Origin of the sequence: Nitrospira sp. (genome assembly GCA_016873435.1) — a bacterium.
Taxonomy (GTDB): domain Bacteria; phylum Nitrospirota; class Nitrospiria; order Nitrospirales; family Nitrospiraceae; genus VGXF01.
Genome location: VGXF01000018.1, coordinates 1 through 12,639 on the forward strand (window position 1 = coordinate 1; position 12,639 = coordinate 12,639).

Consider the following 12,639-nt stretch of genomic DNA (forward strand, 5'->3'; position numbering starts at 1 on the left):
CTGGGCCCGCGCCTCTCGTACCGCGCGGGAGAAGCTTGGTTCCGTACGGGCCACTGCGCCTACGCGACGGAGCAACTGACGAAGGCCGTGGCGCAAGATCCACAGAATGATGGCGCGCCGCGAGCGCTCTTGATGCTGGCCGATTGCCAAACACACGACAGCCACACGCCGGACAGCGCCGTAACGCTGCGGCAGGTCTGGACCCGCTATCCGCAGACGCCGGAGGCCGACGAGGCGGAAAAGTTGCTGGCGCAACGGTCGAGCGGAGCGGCCTGGAAGCCGACGCTGGATGAGCGGTACCTCCGGGCCTCGGCCCTGCTCAACGCTGCGCAAAACGAGGCGGCGGTGGAGGAACTAAAAACATTTCTCTCCTCAGCTCACGGGCATCCCAAAACAGAAGAAGCCAAACTCAAACTCGGGATCTCGCTCGCACGGTTGAAACGTTACGATCAGGCCAAGGTGATCTTTCACGAGCTGGCGTCCACTGGGCCTTACACTGAGGCAAGCGAATCCGTGGTCTGGCTGGCGCGCAGCCACTTGCGGCTCGGTGACGGCGACCATCTGCTGGCGGTGCGTAAGGCCTATCCAAAAGTGTCGCTGACGCTGGAACAACTGTCGCTGATCCTGCTGGCAACGGGGACCTGGTACGACGACCAGAACCAGCCGGATCAGGCCATCGCGCAGTACCGACAGATCCTCCAGCTCGGCGAGCACACGGACCAGCGCGCCGAAGCACTGTGGCGGATTGGGTGGATTCAGTATCGTGCGGGCCGCTATCGAGCGGCCGTGAAGACCCTTCAAGACTTGGTGGCGATTCGCGAGGATCCGGTGAACAATCCGCAGGCGCTCTACTGGACGGCTCGCGCGCTGGAACAATTGCAGGAGTCCGCAGCGGCAGACGAAGCGTACCAGACGCTCTGCCGGAAATTTGCCTGGACCTATTATTGCCAGTTGACCCGTGTCCGCGTGGACATCCCACCGCCGAACTCAGCGGCCATGCCGTCGAACGGCGATCCGCGGGCCACCGGCGGCTCAGCAATCGAACAGGATATTCACTATCGCCGTGCGGTGGAACTGCGCCTGCTGGGATTGGAACAGGAGGCCGGCCATGAAGTGGCATGGTTGCTGGACCGTTACGCGCGCAACCGGTCGGCGCTGGTGCAGCTCATCACGCATTTGAGCGACGCGGGCGCCTACCATCAAAGCCTGCGGTTGGCGCGGCTGCATTTTCGCGACGGGCTCGAGCGGGGCGTGGAACCGGTGCAGTCGGCGTTGTGGAACGCGGCCTACCCGACGGTCTATCTGCCGGCGATTCGGGCCCTGAGCGGGGCGCGCGTTGACCCCTATCTCGCCGCGGCGATCATCCGCGAGGAGAGTCAGTATGATGCGCGCGCCGTGTCGCGCGTCGGAGCGATTGGACTGATGCAGCTGATGCTGGGGACGGCACAGGCGGTGGCGCAGCAGATCGGCGGGCCAGCCACCGTGGCCCGCAACGATCTCTTCGACCACGAAACGAATATCCGGTTCGGCGTGCGCTACCTTGAACAATTGATCGAACAGTTCAAGGGGAATCTGATCCACGCCGTCGCGGCCTACAACGCCGGCCCGCCCGTCGTCTCAAAGTGGATCCAGAAATTCGGCGATAAAGAGCCGGACGAATTCGTCGAATTGATCCCCTATCAGGAAACCCGTCAGTACGTCCGGCGCGTCCTGCGAAGCTACCGCGAATACCGACGTCTGGGCGGGGCGACCTGTGCCGTCCGTTCCCTTGACAAGGTCTGCTAGGCCTCCTATAGTGTCCAACATCTAGGCGATTTCTCCTCGTTGCACCGCAATATCTGGTGGTGGTATGGCCCTGGACAAGCTTTCCTCATTAGAAGGGCGCATCAAGGACATGGTGGAGATGATTCACACGCTCAAGCGTGAGAACGCGGCGTTGAAGAGCGAGGTCCGGGCAGCTAAGGACCGCGCACTAAAACAGCATGGCCAGAGCGACCGATGGGCAACGGAACGGGCGGAGATCAAGGCGCGCGTGGAGAAGGTGCTGGGTAATCTGGATGCCTTCGAATTTGTTGAGGAGACAACAGCTGTAGAATGAGCGGCTTGCACGCAGCTTAATGCATGAACAAAGACTCAACGGGTTAAGGACTCCATCCGGCAGTCGCCATATCGATACACCGATAACATGTCGCCGGCACACGCCTAGCGAGGGGTGGGGGGAGAACCGATGAAGACCGTCGAAGTCGAAATCTTTGGGCAGCGGTACACGATTACGGGCGAGGCGGACGAAGAGTACGTCAAGCGGCTTGCCAATTATGTGGACACGCAGCTCCGCGTACTCGCACAGGGACTCAAGACCGGGACGCGCGCCAAGCTGGCGGTGCTGGCCGCGCTCAATATCACGCATCAGTTGTTCCAGGCCGAGCGCACGCGGCAGGAGGGCGAGGACGAGCTGGCACGGCGGACGCTGAGCCTCGTTGAGTCCATCGAAGAGCAGTTGGAGCCGACGCGCAAGCGCTAGGCGGAGTGTGGGGCGCTTGCAAAGGATGTTTATATTTGCTACGGTACAGTAGTGCTCTGATTAGGAACGTGACAGGCAGACAGCGTGGCAGTGGAGAGTACGACAGGACAGGCTGAAGGCACTATTCACGAATAGCAAGAACGAGTCGAAGGGTAGGCAATTGATCAGACGGTGGGTGCAAGACTACAGGGCAAGGCTGGAGAGGGTCGTTTGGAGGCTGCTGGACAGGTGGCGGCCACCCTCTTTGCAGGCAATCAGTATTAGATCGCGCGCTGCACAGAAGCCACGAGCGCGCCGACCCTGGCCCATGTAGCGAGCACGTTCTTCCCTTCGCGGGTGTTCAGCCGGTTTTTTCTCTCTCCCCGGAAGCGATCCTTCTTCGGTTCGATCGACTCCTGACCGCGCGTCTGTCCCCAACATAACCGTGCGCGTGGAGATGCGCCGTAGCCATGCCTGGCACGGCGCGGATGAAAGGGGACCCCACCGTGATCGTGGATATCATGACATATGTGGCCGCCGCACTCATCGGCGCCCTGACCGGCGTCGGCGGCTATTTGACCGTCCGCCGCAATGCGGTGGCGGCGGAACGGGCGCAGGTCGAGGAACAAGCTCGTCAGGCAAAGCAGGTCGCCGAGCGGGCAGCAGAAAATCTCGTCAAGGAAGCCAGGCTCGAGGCCAAAGATCTGTTGCTGCAGGCCCGGACGAGCCTTGAAAAGGAACAGAAAGAGAAGCGCGCCGAAGCGAGCGTCGTGGAAAAGAAGCTGCTCCAGCGCGAGGAGCAATTGGAGCGCAAGGCCAGCTCGCTCGACCGGGGTGAGACCGAACTGCAGAAGCGCGAGGCGGCACTGAGTAAGCGCGATGTTGTACTGACCGCCTCAGAGGCTGCCTGCGAACGCGCCTTGAAGGAGCACCGGCAGGCCCTGGAGCATGTGGCCGGTCTGACGGCCGAGGAGGCCCGGAGACAGCTCACGGCCTTGGTGGAAAACGCCGCGCGGCTCGAAGCGGCGGGTGCAGCCAAGCGGATCGTGGATCAGGCGAAGGAAGGGGCCGAGCGCGAGGCGCGCGAGATCATCACGCGGTCGATCCAGCGCGTGGTGCGCGATTATGTCTCGGAGAGCACGCTTTCGGTGGTGCCGATCGCCAACGATGCGATCAAGGGCCGGATCATCGGTCGAGAGGGGCGAAACATCCGGGCGATCGAGGCGGCCACGGGCATCGATCTCATCGTGGACGAAACCCCCGATGCCGTGATCGTCTCCGGCTTCGATCCTCTGCGGCGTGAGATTGCGAAGATCGCGTTGGAACGGCTGATACAGGACGGACGCATTCATCCGACGCGGATCGAGGAGGTCGTCGAGAAGGTCAAGGCCGAACTGGAAAAGCTGATGGTCGAGGACGCCGAAAAGGTCATCTTCGAAGTCGGTCTCTCAGACTTCCATCCCGAACTGGTCAAGGTGCTGGGCAAACTTAAGTACCGGACCAGCTACGGGCAGAACAATCTGTACCATGCCCGCGAAGCGGCCTTCATCTGCGGCACCATGGCAGCCGAGCTTGGCCTGGACGTGAAGCTAGCCAAGCGCGGCGCATTGCTCCACGACATCGGCAAGTCGGTGAGCCACGAGGAGGAGGGGACGCACGCCATGCTGGGCGCCAATATCGCCAAGAAGTACGGCGAGTCGGAAAAAATCGTCAACGCGATCGCGGCGCATCACGAGCAGGTGGAGCCGATCTGCCCCGAGTCGGTGCTGGTCGCGGCGGCGGAGGCACTTTCGGCCGCCCGGCCGGGCGCGCGACGCGAGGCGCTCGAATCCTACGTGAAGCGGTTGGAGAAGCTCGAATCGCTGGCGACGGGTTTCCAGGGCGTGCAGAAGGCCTACGCGATCCAGGCGGGCCGCGAGATCCGTGTGATCGTGCGGCAGCAGGAAATCACGGATGATCAGTCGGCGCTCATCTCGCGGGAGCTGGCGAAGAAGATCGAGCAGGAGCTGACCTATCCGGGCCAGATTAAAGTGACGGTCATCCGGGAAAGCCGGTTCACGGAACTTGCGAAGTAACAGTAAGGGGGCAGGCGTGAGGCGTGCAGGGGGTGATCATGTACAGCACCCCGTGCGCCGCACTCCTCACCAGGTGAAGCTGTGAAAGTCTTAGTGATTGGCGACATCATGGGGGAGCCCGGCCGGCGCGCAGTCGAGCGGCGGCTGCCAAAACTTGTTGCCGAGCACGGCATCGATCTCGTCGTCGCCAACGGGGAGAACATCGCCGGCGGATTCGGTATCACGCCTGAGCTGGCGGAGGAATTATTTGAATGGGGAGCCTCGGTCATCACGACCGGTAACCATGCCTGGGACAAGAAGGAAATCGTGGACTATATGCGCCGCGAGAAGCGTCTGCTGCGTCCGGCGAATTATCCGGACGGCGTGCCCGGCCAGGGCAGCATCGTGGTGGAAAGCGCGGGCGGAGAGAAACTGGCGGTGCTACATCTGATGGGCCGCGCCTTTATGATGACGCTGGACTGTCCGTTCCAGACTGCCAGGCGGGAGCTGGCGCGCTTGAAAAAGGAAACGCCTGCCGTCATCGTGGACATGCACGCGGAAGCCACGTCTGAAAAGATGGCGATGGGGCATTTTCTCGACGGGGAGGTGGCGGCGGTGGTCGGTACGCACACGCACGTGCAGACGGCGGATGAGCAGATGCTGCCCAAGGGCACGGCCTATCTAACCGACATCGGGATGACCGGTCCGATCCATTCCGTGATCGGCATCAAAAAGGAAATTGTCCTGGAAAAGTTCTTGACCGGCATGCCCCGGCGCTATGAAGTGGCGACCGGCCCGGCGGTGTTCTGCGCCGCGCTGGTGGAACTTGACGCGAGACTTGGCAAGGCCATCAGCATTCAGAGAATTCGCATTCCGGATTAGTTGTTCCTCGCCGCGAATAGGTGATGATGCGCTCTGTGGGTGATCGTGCCCCGCGCCAGATCCTCACTGTGTCCGCCCTGACGGCCCTCGTCCGCGAGCGGCTGGAACAGGACTTCCCCGACCTCTGGATCGAGGGTGAAGTCTCCAATTTCCGCGCACCCGCTTCCGGCCACCTCTATTTCACGCTCAAAGATGCCTCCAGTCAGATCCGGGCCGTGCTGTTCCGTTCCGGCGCCCAGCGCCTGCGCTTTGCGCTGGAAGAGGGGCTTCATCTCGTCGTGCACGGCCGTCTCGGTGTCTACGACCCGCGCGGGGAATACCAGATCATTCTTGATCATCTGGAACCCCAAGGCCTCGGCGCACTGCAACTGGCTTTCGAGCAGCTCAAAGAAAAACTGGCGCAGGAGGGACTGTTCAACCAGGATCGCAAGCGGCCGCTGCCGTTTTTTCCGAAACGGGTGGGTATCGTGACCTCGCTCTCCGGGGCCGCGCTGCACGACATGCTGGTGGTGTTACGCCGCCGCTGCCCGATTCTCGGCACCGTGATTGCGCCAGTACCGGTGCAGGGTGAGGGCGCGGCGCCTCAGATTGCCGCCGCCATCCGTCTGCTCGGCAGCTCAGGTCTGGTGGACGTGATGATCGTCGGACGGGGCGGTGGTTCGCTGGAGGATTTGTGGTGTTTCAACGAGGAAGAAGTTGTGCGCGCGATTGCGGCCTGTACGGTCCCGGTCGTCTCGGCGGTCGGGCACGAGATCGACGTGACGCTGGCTGATTTTGCGGCGGACCATCGTGCTCCGACTCCTTCAGCGGCGGCCGAAGCGGTCGCGCCAGTCCTGCGCGAGCTCGTCGGCACACTGGATGCCCATTGTGCGCGCATGGCCCACGAGGTCCAGCGCCGTCTGGAATGGGCGACACAGCGAACGGACGATGCGGTCGTCCGAATCGAGCACGGACTTGGCGTGGTGCTTTCATTTCAGCACAGGCGGCTGGCTGAATGCCGGCGCGGCCTCCACATTGCCAGTCCGGTCGAGCGCGTGCGCGCCATTGCCGCGTTGCTGCCGCAATTGATCCGGCGCGTACAGCGCGGGATGACGGCCTGGCTGGCGATGCAGCGACAGACCGTTCGTGTCGCCATGGCGGGGCTGGACAGTCTCAGCCCGCTGGCCGTGCTGGGACGCGGCTACAGCATCGTGCAGACGGTGCCGGACGGCGTGGTGGTCAAGCGGGCACGGGATGTGTCTGAGGGCGACCGGGTGCGGGCACGGCTGGGCGAGGGGGAGCTGCTCTGCGACGTACAAAAAATTCTTCCGGATGCCTAGCGGTTGCGCCCTTCAAGATGCCTCCTTATAATAGGATTAGTCTCGATGGAGGATGCGTGTGGCGCCTGTCAAGTTTGAACAAGCGATGGCTCGGCTGGAAACAATCGTCTCCGAGCTGGAAAAGGGCGAGCTGTCGCTCGATGAATCGCTGAAAATCTTCGAGGAAGGCATCAAGCTCTCCAAGACCTGCTTGAAAATGCTGGATGACGCCGAACGGAAGGTCGAGATTCTGATTCAGGACAAGGACGGTAAGAAACGACTGCGGGCTTTCAATTTCGACGAGGATGACAGCAACGGGACGTCCCGGTCCACGTGACGCCTGCCGATTCCCTCTCACGGTCTTTCCCCTCTGCCATGGCTATCAAGCGTATCGCGACCCGGGAGCGTCTGGATCACATGCTGGTATCACGAGGCCTGGTTCCTAGCCGCGAGCAGGCCATCCGGCTGATTCTGGCCGGCGCGGTACGGGTGGACGGTGTGCGGGTGGATAAGCAGGCGGCGCGGGTGACGCCAAATGCCGTGATCGATGTGATGGAAGCGTTGCCCTATGTCAGCCGGGGCGGCGGCAAGCTGGCAGCGGGACTCGACGCGTTTGGGATCGATCCTGCCGGGCTCGTTGCCATGGACGTGGGGGCGTCGACTGGTGGGTTCACGGATTGCCTGCTCCAGCGCGGAGCGCGCCTTGTCTATGCGGTGGATGTGGGCTATGGACAGTTGGACTGGAAGCTACGGCAGGATGCCCGTGTTGTCGTGCTGGACCGGCAGAACATCCGATATCTGGAGAAATCAGCAGTGCCCGATCTGATCGACCTGGCGGTCATTGACGTGTCGTTCATCTCTCTGACGCTGGTGCTGTCCGCCGTGGTGCCGTTTCTGACCCCTGCGGCTGTTGTCGTGGCGCTAGTGAAGCCGCAGTTCGAGGTCGGCAAAGGCGAGGTCGGCACAGGCGGCATTGTGCGCGATGACGCACAGCGAAAAGCCGTGACGGACAAGGTTGTGGCGTGCGCGGAGGCGCTGGGCCTGCGCACGATTGGGACGATCGATTCACCAGTGCATGGACAGAAGGGCAATCGGGAAATTCTCGCCGGATTTCGACGGGAGTTGGCATGAAAATTCTGGTGACGGGCGGCGCGGGATTCATCGGCTCGCACCTGGTCGATCGTCTCGTGCAAGAGGGGCACGAGACGGTGGTGGTGGACGATCTGTCCAGCGGTTCGCGGCGGAACCTGAACCGGGCGGCCACCTTCTACAAGCGGGATGTGCAGGGCTCGTGGCTCGAAGGCGTGTTCCGGAAGGAGCGTCCCGTTGCGCTGATCCATCTGGCGGCGCAGATGAACGTGCGCCGGTCCGTCGATGATCCGCTGTTCGATGCACGGGTCAACATTCTCGGCACGCTCAGCATATTGCAGCAGGCGGTTCGCTATGGCGCTCGCAAAGTCATCTTCGCCTCTTCGGGTGGGGCCATCTACGGCGAGCAGGAGGTCTGTCCGGCCCCGGAGTCGCATCCGACACGCCCGCTCTCGCCATACGGGATTAGCAAGCTGGCGGGAGAATATTATCTGCAGTATTACCAGCGCGTGAGCGGTATCCAGCACGTGAGTCTTCGGCTCAGCAACGTCTACGGGCCAAGGCAGGATCCTCATGGGGAGGCCGGCGTCGTGGCCATTTTCTCGCAGCAGATGCTGGCCGGTGAGCAGCCGATCATCAATGGCAACGGCCGGCAGACCCGGGATTTCATCTACGTCGACGACGTGGTGGAGGCGTACTTGGCGGTGCTGGGCAAAGACGTTGAGGGTGTCTACAACGTGGGGACGGCACACGAGACGTCCATCAACGATCTGTTCCGCAAGCTGGTGGCTTCGACGAAGTCCGGCTGCAAGCAGCTCTACGGCCCGGCCAAGAAAGGCGAGCAGATGCGCAGCGTAGTGGACGCGACCCGGCTGCGGCAGGAACTCGGATGGGAGCCGCGTGTGCCGTTGGATGAGGGGCTGGCGCGAACCGTGGACTACTTCCGCGGGCAGGCTCTCTAGGTCAGGGTTAGTTTAGTAGCGGGGCACACTCGGATCGATCTGCGTGGACCAGGCGTCGATGCCGCCGACGAGGTTCTTCACGCTCTTAAATCCCTGCTGACCGAGAAATGCCGTGGCGTCGGCGCTCCGCATGCCGTGGTGGCACTGGCAGACGATCTCGGCGTTCTTGTCGAGCTTATCCAGCGATTGCGGCAGGGTGGCCAGCGGGATCAAGATCGAACCGGGAATTTTGGCGGTTTGATATTCCCATGGCTCGCGGACATCGACCAGAACGATTTTGTCGCCCTGGTCCATGCGCTGCTTCAATTCCTGAACGGTGATAGTAAATCCCATGTGCGCGGCCTCCTGGTCAGACGGGTTCGCTATCGTGCATCATAGGGGGGCCTTCGCCGAACTGTCAATTGGCGGGGATTGGCCCAATTCGCCCGGGCGGGGGTTGTCGCAGCGACAGAAATTTGCCGGAGAAAACGAGGCGTGCCACGGGAGCCCGAGGAACTGATTCAAATGCTAAGCGGGTTGCCAATCACCGCCCACTTCGCGCAAGGCACGAAGGGCGCGCGCTCCATCGCAGATCCGCCCCCGGCATCAAGCCGCGGCAGGAACAGCCGATAACGGACATGGTCCGAAAGACGAGATCAAGCGCGAGTCGCCGCCAGTCTGCCATCGTCGTGCTAGTCACGGCGGCGTCCCGTGCAGAGGCGGGCCGGATCAGCCGGGCGCTGATCCGGGCGGAACTAGCCGCCTGTGCGAATGTGCTGCCCGTCCGATCCCTGTTTCGATGGAAGGGAAAAGTGTGCGATACGACAGAGACACTTCTGGTCATCAAATCTCGGGCGGACCTATTCGACATGCTGACTTGCGAGGTCAAAAGAATCCACAGCTATGAAGTCCCGGAAATCATCGCGGTGCCCATCATTCATGGTGCACCAGATTATCTCGCTTGGATTTCCCAAGTAACGCGAAAGTCTTTGTAATACAAGCGGTTATCAAGCGATAAAAGGGTTGACCAGGACCGAAAGATTTGGGTACAGTGACAGCCTGTTTTGGTGAAACCTGTTCCGGCCATCCAGGTATGGAGGGGGACAGGTGAGCCAGCCACACCGGGATAGACGGGCTTTCGAGATGGCAGAGAAAGAAAAATCGGCGGACGCCTACACCATTGTCATTTTCCGCGGGGCCAAGTCAGCCCCGCTGCGGTACAGCTTCTCCGGCCCCGCCGTGAAGCGGCTGAAGATCCTCGCGCTTGTCCTGCTGATCGTGCAGGGCGTCTTCATGGCCCACTACGTCATCCAATCTAGCCAGGTCTTGGAACTCACGGTCCTCCGTGAAGATGTGGTGTCCATGCGAGAGCAGACCTCCTCGTTTTCCAATTCGCTGGAGGAACTCAAGCGCCGCCTGCTCGCCATGCAAGAGGTCAACCAGCGGCTCAAAATCATGCTGGGCATCGAGGAGCAGAAGCAGGGCGATATGGTGAGTGGCAAGGGCGGCAGTGAACAGCCGGTGGTCGGCGGTGAGCCCCTCCAAGGAGCGCTCCCCGTGATCGGGCAGGCGCCAGCGCCCGTGCTGGCAGGCGCGCCACCGAGTGGGGATCTTTTGACCGTTAACAAGGTGCAAGAGGATATTTCTTGGCTTGAGCGTCAGTCCAAGGTGGAGGAGCAGGTTCTTGATGCCTTGATCGAAGCCGCGAAAGACAAGGCGGGACGCTGGGCGGCCATGCCGTCCATCTGGCCCGTCCATGGCTGGGTCACGTCAGGGTTCGGTCCCCGCGTGTCACCCTTCACGGGCCTGCTCGCCATGCATGACGGGCTCGACATCGGCGCGGCGCCGAACACCTCAGTCCAGGCCCCGGCAAGTGGCTATGTGGTCTCGGCGGGATTCGAGGCCAAGATGGGTAACGTCATACAGGTCGATCACGGCTACGGGATCGAGACGGAATATGGACATTTGGCGAAGATTCTTGTGAAGAAGGGACAAAAAGTAAAACGTGGCGATGTAATTGCGCTGGTCGGCAGCACCGGCCGCTCCACCGGCCCGCATCTCCACTACATGGTCAAGATCAAGGGTCAGAGCGTCAACCCGAGAGACTACATCCTCGACTAGTCCGCTCCTCCGCATTCCGTTTCTTAACCGCGTTCTCGTGATACCCTGCGGCATGTTCGGACCGTCTGTTTCGGCGTGAGGGGGGAAGTCGTGCCACTCCGTCCCATCCAGGAGATCGGCGAGCAGCTCGGCCTGCGTACCGACGAACTGATTCCCCACGGCCGGTACAAGGCTAAACTTCCGCCTGCCATCCTCGCGCGTCTTACTGAGCGTCCCGCGGGCCGCTATATCCTGGTTACCGCCATCAATCCCACGCCATTGGGCGAAGGGAAAACGACAACCGCCATCGGCTTAGCTATGGGTCTGTGCCACCTGGGCCGCCGGGCCGTGGTAACGCTACGCCAGCCGTCGCTGGGGCCCGTGTTCGGTCTGAAGGGCGGCGGCGCCGGAGGCGGACGCGCCTGCATCGTCCCGATGGAGGAGATGAATCTGCACCTGACAGGTGACGCGCATGCCATCCAGTCGGCGCACAACCTGCTCGCCGCCGTCGCCGACAATCATCTGTTCCACGGCAACACGCTGGGGCTGGATCCCGCTCAACAGAACTGGCCGCGAGCCAGCAGCGTGAACGACCGCGCGCTGCGGCACATCCGGCTGCTGGGCAAGGATGGCGGTGAGCGCGACACGGGGTTTGTTCTCACTGAAGCCTCCGAGGTCATGGCGATTCTCGCGCTGACAACGGGCGTGGCGGATTTGCGCACCCGGCTCGGGCGGATTGTCGTCGGCGCAACCCGAGACAGCCGGCCGGTCACGGCAGAGGATCTGAAATGCGCCGGCGCGATGGCCGCGCTGCTGCGACAGGCCCTCAGTCCGAACCTGATGCAGACGATCGAGGGCACGCCGGCTCTCGTGCACGCAGGGCCGTTTGGCAACATCGCGCACGGCACGTCGTCCGTCCTCGCCGATCGTATCGCATTGCGCTGTGCCGATTATGTGGTGACGGAGGCCGGCTTTGCCACGGAGCTGGGGGCGGAGAAATTTTTCAATATCAAGTGCCGGGTCTCCGGCGCGCATCCCGATGCGACGGTCATTATCGTGACGTTGCGGGCAATGAAATTCCACGGCGGGGGCGGCGAGGTCAAATCGGGACAGCCGGTGCCTGCCGGCCTCACTGGCCTGAATCACGAGGCGCTGGAGAAAGGATTCGCCAATCTGGAGCAGCATCTGGCCAACGTGCGGGCGCACGGAGTACCCGCGATTGTGGCGGTCAATGCCTTCAATCAGGATTCCGAGGACGAATTGAACTGGGTTTGCGAACGGGCCAGACAGGCAGGCGCCAACGAAGCCGTGGTCACCACGCATTTCATGGACGGCGGGAAAGGCTCGGAGGAGCTGGCCCGAGCGGTGATGCGGGCGGCTGCGCAACCGAACCGGTTCGCGCCGCTTTACGATGCAACCTGGCCGATCAAACGGAAAATCGAAACCATCGCAACGCGGATGTACGGCGCCGCCGGGGTGCGCTATGCGCCGCAGGCGGAGGCAGATCTTGATCGTGCCGAACGATGGGGTTTCGACCGGCTGCCGATCTGCATGGCCAAGACACCGCTCTCGCTGTCGCACGATCCGGCACTCAGGGGCCGTCCCACCGGCTTCACCGTGCCGATCAAGGAGGTCCGCCTGCTGGCCGGCGCGGGCTATCTCACAGCGGTCTGTTCCGGGATCGAGCTACTGCCGGGGCTACCAGCACATCCGGCTGGCGAGCATATCGATCTCGATCCGAAGACGGAAGAAATCACGGGATTGATCTAAGTCAA

General features: G+C 62.2%; 13 protein-coding genes. 12 read left to right on the top strand and 1 reads right to left on the bottom strand.

Annotation, left to right across the window (positions count from 1 at the left end):
• The 9 genes from FJ248_08240 to FJ248_08280 form a co-directional block, all read left to right on the top strand.
• On the top strand, positions 1-1,785 hold a 1,785-nt coding region (locus tag FJ248_08240; protein MBM4120867.1), incomplete at its 5' end, for a tetratricopeptide repeat protein.
• A gap of 64 nt (positions 1,786-1,849) precedes the next feature.
• Positions 1,850-2,098 (top strand): cell division protein ZapB, encoded by a 249-nt coding sequence (gene zapB / locus FJ248_08245; GenBank protein MBM4120868.1) that lies wholly within the window; start codon positions 1,850-1,852, stop codon positions 2,096-2,098.
• 129 nt (positions 2,099-2,227) lie between these two features.
• Complete coding sequence (locus FJ248_08250) at positions 2,228-2,521, top strand: cell division protein ZapA (protein ID MBM4120869.1); 294 nt, start codon at positions 2,228-2,230, stop codon at positions 2,519-2,521.
• Between the two features lie 500 nt (positions 2,522-3,021).
• Entirely contained in the window at positions 3,022-4,575 is a 1,554-nt protein-coding gene (gene rny / locus FJ248_08255; protein MBM4120870.1) for a ribonuclease Y, read from the top strand.
• Between the two features lie 81 nt (positions 4,576-4,656).
• A complete protein-coding gene (locus tag FJ248_08260) occupies positions 4,657-5,436 on the top strand; it encodes a TIGR00282 family metallophosphoesterase (GenBank protein ID MBM4120871.1) in 780 nt (259 codons plus the stop codon).
• A gap of 35 nt (positions 5,437-5,471) precedes the next feature.
• Positions 5,472-6,755, top strand: a complete 1,284-nt coding sequence (gene xseA / locus FJ248_08265) for an exodeoxyribonuclease VII large subunit (GenBank protein ID MBM4120872.1) — start codon at positions 5,472-5,474, stop codon at positions 6,753-6,755.
• A 58-nt stretch (positions 6,756-6,813) separates the two neighbouring features.
• Complete coding sequence (locus FJ248_08270; protein MBM4120873.1) at positions 6,814-7,071, top strand: exodeoxyribonuclease VII small subunit; 258 nt, start codon at positions 6,814-6,816, stop codon at positions 7,069-7,071.
• 38 nt (positions 7,072-7,109) lie between these two features.
• Complete coding sequence (locus FJ248_08275; protein MBM4120874.1) at positions 7,110-7,865, top strand: TlyA family RNA methyltransferase; 756 nt, start codon at positions 7,110-7,112, stop codon at positions 7,863-7,865.
• Positions 7,862-8,785, top strand: a complete 924-nt coding sequence (locus tag FJ248_08280; protein MBM4120875.1) for an NAD-dependent epimerase/dehydratase family protein — start codon at positions 7,862-7,864, stop codon at positions 8,783-8,785. Before FJ248_08275 ends, FJ248_08280 begins: the two co-directional genes overlap by 4 nt.
• 12 nt (positions 8,786-8,797) lie before the next feature.
• On the opposite strand, the gene FJ248_08285 is transcribed toward FJ248_08280, so the two are convergent.
• Complete coding sequence (locus FJ248_08285) at positions 8,798-9,118, bottom strand: rhodanese (protein MBM4120876.1); 321 nt, start codon at positions 9,116-9,118, stop codon at positions 8,798-8,800.
• A gap of 284 nt (positions 9,119-9,402) precedes the next feature.
• Between FJ248_08285 and FJ248_08290 the strand changes: the two genes are divergently transcribed.
• The 3 genes from FJ248_08290 to FJ248_08300 all read left to right on the top strand — a co-directional run bounded on the left by FJ248_08290 (position 9,403) and on the right by FJ248_08300 (position 12,634).
• Positions 9,403-9,759 (top strand): divalent-cation tolerance protein CutA, encoded by a 357-nt coding sequence (locus FJ248_08290; protein ID MBM4120877.1) that lies wholly within the window; start codon positions 9,403-9,405, stop codon positions 9,757-9,759.
• A gap of 298 nt (positions 9,760-10,057) precedes the next feature.
• Entirely contained in the window at positions 10,058-10,885 is an 828-nt protein-coding gene (locus FJ248_08295) for a hypothetical protein (GenBank protein ID MBM4120878.1), read from the top strand.
• Between the two features lie 75 nt (positions 10,886-10,960).
• A complete protein-coding gene (locus FJ248_08300; GenBank protein ID MBM4120879.1) occupies positions 10,961-12,634 on the top strand; it encodes a formate--tetrahydrofolate ligase in 1,674 nt (557 codons plus the stop codon).
• Positions 12,635-12,639 lie beyond the last annotated feature (5 nt).

Excerpts from the sequence above, each read along its gene's own strand:
- zapB (MBM4120868.1), top strand. The coding sequence starts at position 1,850 with ATGGCCCTGGACAAGCTTTCCTCATTAGAAGGGCGCATCAAGGACATG.
- FJ248_08250 (MBM4120869.1), top strand. The coding sequence starts at position 2,228 with ATGAAGACCGTCGAAGTCGAAATCTTTGGGCAGCGGTACACGATTACG.
- rny (MBM4120870.1), top strand. The coding sequence starts at position 3,022 with ATGACATATGTGGCCGCCGCACTCATCGGCGCCCTGACCGGCGTCGGC.
- FJ248_08275 (MBM4120874.1), top strand. The coding sequence starts at position 7,110 with ATGGCTATCAAGCGTATCGCGACCCGGGAGCGTCTGGATCACATGCTG.
- FJ248_08280 (MBM4120875.1), top strand. The coding sequence starts at position 7,862 with ATGAAAATTCTGGTGACGGGCGGCGCGGGATTCATCGGCTCGCACCTG.
- FJ248_08285 (MBM4120876.1), bottom strand. The coding sequence starts at position 9,118 with ATGGGATTTACTATCACCGTTCAGGAATTGAAGCAGCGCATGGACCAG.
- FJ248_08290 (MBM4120877.1), top strand. The coding sequence starts at position 9,403 with ATGGTCCGAAAGACGAGATCAAGCGCGAGTCGCCGCCAGTCTGCCATC.
- FJ248_08295 (MBM4120878.1), top strand. The coding sequence starts at position 10,058 with ATGGCCCACTACGTCATCCAATCTAGCCAGGTCTTGGAACTCACGGTC.